Origin of the sequence: Aeromonas sp. R10-2 (assembly GCF_040908445.1) — a bacterium.
In the GTDB taxonomy this organism is placed as follows: domain Bacteria; phylum Pseudomonadota; class Gammaproteobacteria; order Enterobacterales; family Aeromonadaceae; genus Aeromonas; species Aeromonas veronii.
Window position 1 is genome coordinate 1 of record NZ_JBFODS010000069.1, and the last position, 6,208, is coordinate 6,208.

The 6,208-nt window shown below is 58.6% G+C and carries 7 protein-coding genes, 1 other RNA gene and 1 pseudogene; 5 read left to right on the forward strand and 4 right to left on the reverse strand.

The genetic code is table 11. The features are described from left to right. Window positions 1-475 (reverse strand): annotated as a pseudogene (locus tag AB5Y97_RS14580) (IS3-like element ISAeme20 family transposase); the annotation flags it as partial. A 136-nt stretch (window positions 476-611) separates the two neighbouring features. Here AB5Y97_RS14580 and AB5Y97_RS14585 point away from each other — a divergent pair. Both AB5Y97_RS14585 and AB5Y97_RS14590 read left to right on the forward strand, forming a co-directional pair. Then, on the forward strand, window positions 612-902 hold the full coding sequence (locus AB5Y97_RS14585; RefSeq protein WP_368158269.1) for a hypothetical protein: 291 nt from the start codon (window positions 612-614) through the stop codon (window positions 900-902). Then, window positions 899-1,123: a hypothetical protein gene (locus AB5Y97_RS14590; protein WP_013723722.1), complete on the forward strand. Its 225-nt coding sequence runs from the start codon at window positions 899-901 to the stop codon at window positions 1,121-1,123. The genes AB5Y97_RS14585 and AB5Y97_RS14590 overlap by 4 nt, the downstream gene beginning before the upstream one ends. A gap of 322 nt (window positions 1,124-1,445) precedes the next feature. Here the strand turns inward: AB5Y97_RS14590 and ssrA are convergent. Both ssrA and smpB read right to left on the reverse strand, forming a co-directional pair. Continuing rightward, window positions 1,446-1,805: a transfer-messenger RNA gene (gene ssrA, locus AB5Y97_RS14595) on the reverse strand. Window positions 1,806-1,971: 166 nt separating this feature from the next. Then, complete coding sequence (gene smpB, locus AB5Y97_RS14600) at window positions 1,972-2,460, reverse strand: SsrA-binding protein SmpB (protein WP_005334498.1); 489 nt, start codon at window positions 2,458-2,460, stop codon at window positions 1,972-1,974. Window positions 2,461-2,629: 169 nt separating this feature from the next. Here smpB and AB5Y97_RS14605 point away from each other — a divergent pair, with 169 nt between their 5' ends. After that, window positions 2,630-3,064, forward strand: a complete 435-nt coding sequence (locus tag AB5Y97_RS14605) for an SRPBCC family protein (protein WP_005334496.1) — start codon at window positions 2,630-2,632, stop codon at window positions 3,062-3,064. Beyond that, on the forward strand, window positions 3,057-3,404 hold the full coding sequence (locus AB5Y97_RS14610) for an RnfH family protein (protein WP_019446547.1): 348 nt from the start codon (window positions 3,057-3,059) through the stop codon (window positions 3,402-3,404). Before AB5Y97_RS14605 ends, AB5Y97_RS14610 begins: the two co-directional genes overlap by 8 nt. Before the next feature lie 81 nt (window positions 3,405-3,485). Here the strand turns inward: AB5Y97_RS14610 and AB5Y97_RS14615 are convergent, their stop codons facing one another. Then, window positions 3,486-4,760 (reverse strand): amidohydrolase, encoded by a 1,275-nt coding sequence (locus AB5Y97_RS14615; protein ID WP_201947818.1) that lies wholly within the window; start codon window positions 4,758-4,760, stop codon window positions 3,486-3,488. 242 nt (window positions 4,761-5,002) lie between these two features. Here AB5Y97_RS14615 and AB5Y97_RS14620 point away from each other — a divergent pair, with 242 nt between their 5' ends. Beyond that, window positions 5,003-6,205 carry an ISL3-like element ISAeme19 family transposase gene (locus AB5Y97_RS14620; protein WP_368157222.1) on the forward strand — a complete coding sequence of 401 codons (1,203 nt, stop codon included), beginning with the start codon at window positions 5,003-5,005 and terminating at the stop codon, window positions 6,203-6,205. Window positions 6,206-6,208: the final 3 nt, after the last annotated feature.

Here is a 6,208-nt window from a genome sequence, read left to right on the forward strand (position 1 = left end):
GTCTGGCGCGTCTTGCTGTGAGCAGCCCGAATGGCGACCTTGAGTCGTTCATCTTCTTGTTGGCGCTGTGACGGTGGACGCTGGCGCCAGTGGTAGAAGCCCGCACGAGAGACCTCCAGCACACGACAGATAACGGAAATGGGATAGATGTCCTTTTGGTTGGCTATCCACGCGTACTTGGCAGTGACTCCTGAGCAAAGTACGCGGCGGCCTTTTTTATGATGTCGCGCTCCATGTTGGCTTGTGCGAGAGCTTTGCGTAGCCGGGCCACTTCAGCCTCCAGCTCGGCGACAGAACGCGCTCCGGGAATGGCCGATGTATCCTTTCCTCCTTTGGCTGCGACCACCCAGTTGCTCAGTGTGCCTTTGGCAATACCCAACCTTCTGGCGGCTTCAGCTTGGCCAAGGCCTTGCTCCAACACCAGTCGAACCGCCTCTGCCCGAAACTCTGGTGAATAGTGTTCTCTCGATTTCATTCAATACCCCCGATTGTCTCATCGTAACAATCGGGACTGTCTGTGAAAATCAGGATACCTCAGTGACTTCCAGCCGGGTCATGCCGCCAACGGGATTTGGGTCAGCGGTGGCCATCAGGGCATCAGTGCGCGGGTGGTGCGCCAGGGGACGGCTGGCGAGCAACAAGCGCCGACCATCACCCACCCGTTGGTGTGTGATGTGACGGCCGCCCGTGCCCAGGGGGTGGTGGGGCTGGCCAAGACCATGCCCAAGCGTACTCAGACCATCGAGCTGCCGTTGTCTGCTGATACCGGGCTGATCTTGCCGGGCGCATTGCTCGCAGTGGACGGTTGGAAGGGTTACAACCGGGGCGTCAGGGTCTCTGCTGCGCTGCAGAACAGGGCCATGACGGTGCGCCAGCAACTGAGTGTGGAGCGATTTGTATGAACCTGTTTAAGCGATTCCTTGAGCTGGTACCGGGCGCTGATCCCTTGCTGGTTGGTACCGTGACCGCAGTAGGTACCACGACCACCACTCTCAATACGTTGGCGGGCGGGGTGGTCACAGTTCGGGGCACCGGAGTAGCCATCGGCAAGAAGGCGTTTTACAGGGGAGGGGAGCTGGCAGGAGAGGCGCCGGATTTACCGACCTATGAGATAGAGGTTTAATGCCGGTTTAACGGGGTTATCAAACTCAGTGATTCCGGTGCCATCAAGTTTGATAAACTACTGGGCCGGTAGCTTTTCATTTTCCCCGCAATTCTTTTTCATTTTCGGCGGCGGGCTACAGATGTGCGGCTGTGAGTCCGGCTAGTACCGGGATGGCAACCTGATGATAAAGCCTGCGCGGTGATGCGCCTGATTTTTTTGCCAAAGGCCAGTTCAAGGGGGATATTGGAAAAAAAATCCAACCAGTTTGATATCGGTAAACAACATGGACATGGACAAATAAAAAGGGCCACCTCTTGCGAGGTGGCCCTTTCCAAACGTTTGGTGGAGCTGGGGGGATTTGAACCCCCGTCCAAAATTACTACATCCTTGGCACTACATGCTTAGTCACTCTTTACATTCGCCAACCCGCTGCGGAGAGACACGCCACGAATTGACTAGCTCGATTGGTTTTAATGCTTCCGCCCCGAGCAGGACTTCCACACGATCCTGTGAAGGATGACCTTCCGATTCCCTAGGACACAGGCAAGCTAGGGTAGAAGGGCTCTATGCAGGTTATTAAGCTGCTAGTGCGTAGTTTTCGTCGTTTGCGACTATTTTTTTGCGGTTTATTAACGAGGCCTACCGCACCTCGGCATGCACCTTGGGTTTCGTGAATCTTGTCGAATCCAGAATCAGCCCCAAGTTGTTAATTGCGATTGTACGCAAAAATGCTGTCATAGCAAGGCGTTGATACCCATTCCCTCTGACAGCCAGTCTGTTTGCCGATTTATTGTACGCAGCTGAGCCTGAAGAGCCAGCTGCGCCGGGGGAAGGTGAACCGGCGTTCTGATGCTGCCAGTCGCAGGTTAGCCGCGATGCTTGTTCTTCATGATGCGGGCTTTTTCCCGATCCCATTCGCGGGCCTTGGTATCTTCGCGCTTGTCGTGCTCTTTCTTGCCCTTCACCAGGCCGATCTCGACCTTGACCCAGCACTGTTTCCAGTAGAGGGCGAGAGGAACTATGGTGTAGCCCTGACGGGCGATCAGGCTTTCGAGCTTGTCGAGTTCACGACGGCTCAGCAGCAGTTTGCGGGTGCGGGTCGGGTCACATACCACATGGCTGGAGGCCGCTTGCAGTGGCAGGAAGCTGGAGCCGAACAGATAGGCCTCGCCATCGCGGAAGATGACATAGGCTTCGCTGATGTTGGCCTTGCCCGCCCGCAGGGATTTGACTTCCCACCCTTGCAGGGACAGACCCGCTTCGATCTTCTCTTCGATGAAGTATTCGTGGCGCGCGGTTCTGTTGAGTGCAATGGTGCTGGACCCGGCTTTGTTTTTACTGTTTTTTTTGCTCATGACGGGCGATTTCCGGCAATGACTAGGAGGCTCGTATTATACGTAGGCAGGGGCGGCTGTAAAACGCGCAGCAGGTCAAGTGGTGGCTTTCTGAGCGGTTTGGCTGAGGTTTTACCTCCACAACCCCAAACATGGTGATAAAATCGCGCCGATTGGATGAGGAAAAGCCATGCCCCGAATTACGCGCAGTGCCCTGGTGATGTTCAGTGCAGAACAGATGTTCAAGTTGGTTAACGATGTGGATGCCTATCCGCAGTTTTTGCCCGGCTGTGTTGGCAGCCGTGTCCACGAGGCGGGCGATGACTACATGATGGCGTCGGTCGATGTGGCCAAGGCGGGGATTGCCAAGACCTTTACCACCCGCAATCAGCTGGATGTGAACCGTCAGATCAGGATGGAGCTGGTGGATGGCCCGTTCCGCAAGCTGGCGGGCTGGTGGACCTTTACCCCGCTCGATGTGGATGCCTGCAAGGTGGAGTTTGATCTCGATTTCGAGTTTACCTCCAAGCTTATCGAGGTGGCCTTTGGTCAGGTATTCCGCGATCTGGTGAGCTCCATGGTCTCCGCCTTCTCCAACCGGGCGAAGGAGGTCTACGGTGTCTGACCAGCTCAATATCGAGGTTGTCTATGCCTTGCCGCAGCAGCAGACGGTGATTGCCCTGCGGGTGGCGCCCGAGACCTGCGTGCAGGCGGCCATCGAGCAGTCCGGCATCGTACAAAAACACCCCGAGATCGATCTGGCGGTCAACAAGTTCGGTATCTACAGCCGCCCGGTGAAAGGGAGCGAGCCGCTGCACGACGGCGATCGTATCGAGATCTACCGCCCGCTCATCGCCGATCCCCGCGAGATGCGCAAAAAGCGGGCCGAGAAGGCCAAAGAGGAGGGGAGAGCCGATAGCGTGACCGGTGGTCGCCCCGATGTGCATCGCAAGCACCGCGAGTAGCGCTCAGGTTTTTCTTGCAGAAAAAAGGCGCCGAGGCGCCTTTTTTTGATCCCGTTAGCCGGTGAGCTTGCCGAGGGGATATCAAGAGAGGGCTGCTTCTGCCACACCCAGTCGGGCACGGGCCCAGGCGGCCAGTAGCTCTACCCCGCTTTGCATCACCCGCTCATCGAAATCGAATTCGTTGTGATGGTGTGGTGCCGCCAGATCGGCCCCCAGAATGAGGTAAGCCGCTTCGCCCCCCTGTTTTTGCACCCGCTCCATCAGAAAACCGGCATCTTCGCTGGCGCCAAAGCGGCGAGTCTGGATGGTGGCGAGCCCCTGCTTGCGGGCCAGCGCCGCCAGCTCGGCCTGCAGTGCCGGGCTGTTGTCGAGGGCAATGGCCTCGCCCTGCTTGATAATGCGGTAGGTGACACCGTGGGCGAGGGCAGTCCCTTCGACGATGCGCTGTACCTGACTGAACATGTAATCGTTGAGCGCGCTATCGGCGCCGCGGGTTTCACCGCGTAGCTCTGCATGATCGGGGATGACGTTGCGGCCGCTGCCAGCGTGAAGCTGGCCGACGTTGATGCGGGTCATGCCGTCGCGGTGGCGGGGAATACCGAGCATGGCGGTGGTGGCCATGCAGGCGGCTGCCAGCGCATTGCTGCCGGCATTGGGTTCGAGCCCCGCGTGGGCGGCGGTGCCCATAAAGTGGACGTCGAACTTGGTGGAGCAGAGAAATTCGGTGGGATTGATCACCAGCTCGCCGCTGCCAGCGTGAATACCGATATGGAGCGAGAGCAGGGCATCCACGTCATCGAGTGCGCCACCGGCAGCCAGCGCCTTGCCACCGCGGCACCCCTCTTCGGCGGGCTGGAAGAAGAGCTTGATGCGGCCGCAAAGCTGCTCCTTCATCGCCATCAGCTGGCTGGCCAGCCCCATGCCGATGGCGGTGTGGCCATCGTGGGCGCAGGCGTGCATCCACCCCTTGTTGTGGGAGGCAAAGCCCTCCTGTTGCGGCTGGTGTTGTTCGGCGTCGGACTCTTCCACCTCCACCGCATCGATGTCGAAGCGAAAGGCCAGGGTCGGGCCGTGACGGCCGGTGTCCAGCTCTCCCATCAGGCCAGTGACATCGCCAATCCGCTCCAGCCAGTCGGGATGGGCTCCCTGACGGCGGGCGCGAGCCTTTTCGGCCGCCACATCCACATCACGGCCCATCATCAGATTGCTGGCCAGCAGCTTGTCGCCGAGCACGATGCGATAACCGAGCTCGCTCAGGTGGTGGGCAATCAGGCTGGTGGTGCGAAACTCTTTCCAGGCGGCTTCCGGCAGGCGGTGCAGGTCGCGGCGCCACAGGATCAGGTGCTCAAGGGTCATCTTGGCTTCCTTGGTGATTCGATTTGTCGGCTATTGTGCCTTTTTTCCCGGCTGACCACACGGGGGCTGCAGCTGGTCGGGGGAGCTGTGCGTGCGAGTGGTGGCTGTTCGGGCCGTGAATAGTGGTGAGCGCCCATAAAAAAAGGTTCTTCGCGGGATCTTGGGGAAGTGGAAGTTGACAGACAGGGTGCTGGTAAACTGGCTGTCTCCAAACACACCACCACCATCACCCTGCTGTCGCCGTGCATCATATTGATATTGCCTCCTTCTGGCCAGGTTATACCGTCATCGCCCAAGCGCTTTCTGCCAACCATCACACCCTGTTTACCCTTGAGCCTCGCGCCGACCTGTTGCCCCGTTGTCGCCGATGCCTGCAACCCACGCCATTGATCCACGACCAACGTATCCGCCGGGTGCGTGAGCGAGACCTATTTGACCGACAAGTCTGGTTACAACTGCCTGTTCGCCGCGTCGACTGTCTGCGCTGTGGTCGCGTCAGTGAACATATCGACTGGCTCCCCTCTGGCTCCCGCCTCACCCGGCGCATGCAGTGCTGGATTGAAGCGCTCGTTCAGTACCTCCCCATCCGCCATGTCAGCCAGCTCACCGGGGTCGGTTGGCACACCATCAAGGAGATCGACAAGCGCCGTTTGCAGACCAGTGTGGGCACCATCGAACTTGGGGAGGTGCGGCGGCTGGTGATGGATGAGTTTGCCCTGCACAAGGGACACCGCTATGCCACCGTGATCATGGATGCCGAGCGAATCCGCGTCCTGTGGGTGGGGCACGGCAACAGCCGGGCCGCTATCCGTCCCTTCTTCGAGCAGCTCGGCGAGCGATGCCAGCAGATTGAAGCGGTGGCGATGGACATGAACACGGCGTTCGACCTGGAGGTGAAGCAACACTGCCCGCAGGCGGAGGTGGTCTACGACCTGTTCCACGTGGTGGCTCGCTATGGCCGAGAGGTGGTGGACCGGGTGCGAGTGGAGCAGGCGAATGCACTGAAAAGCGATAAACCGGCGCGAAAAGTGGTCAAAAGTGCGCGTTGGTTGCTGCTACGTAATCGGGCGAAGTTGAGTGAAAAACAGGATGTGAAGTTGCAGGAGCTGTTGGCGGCGAATCAACCGCTGGCGATGGTGTACGTGCTGAAAGAGGGGTTGAAGGGCATCTGGTATGCGCCGAGCGTGTGGGAAGGATGGCGACGATGGCGGAGCTGGATGCGGCAGGTGAAGGAAAGCGGGCTAGCGCCGCTGCAACGATTTGGTCGAAATTTATCGAAATATATGCGGGGGATCCTGGCGAGTGCAAACTACCCGATGCACACGAGTGTGCTGGAAGGGGTGAACAACAAGATCAAAGTGATAAAGCGCATGGCATATGGATTTAGGGACTCAGAATACTTTTTTCTGAAAATCAAGGCGGCCTTCCCCGGAAAGCCGCGATGAACC

Coding starts and splice junctions, on each gene's coding strand:
- AB5Y97_RS14615 (WP_201947818.1), bottom strand. CDS start 4,760: ATGACCCTTGAGCACCTGATCCTGTGGCGCCGCGACCTGCACCGCCTG.
- AB5Y97_RS14590 (WP_013723722.1), top strand. CDS start 899: ATGAACCTGTTTAAGCGATTCCTTGAGCTGGTACCGGGCGCTGATCCC.
- AB5Y97_RS14605 (WP_005334496.1), top strand. CDS start 2,630: ATGCCCCGAATTACGCGCAGTGCCCTGGTGATGTTCAGTGCAGAACAG.
- smpB (WP_005334498.1), bottom strand. CDS start 2,460: ATGAGCAAAAAAAACAGTAAAAACAAAGCCGGGTCCAGCACCATTGCA.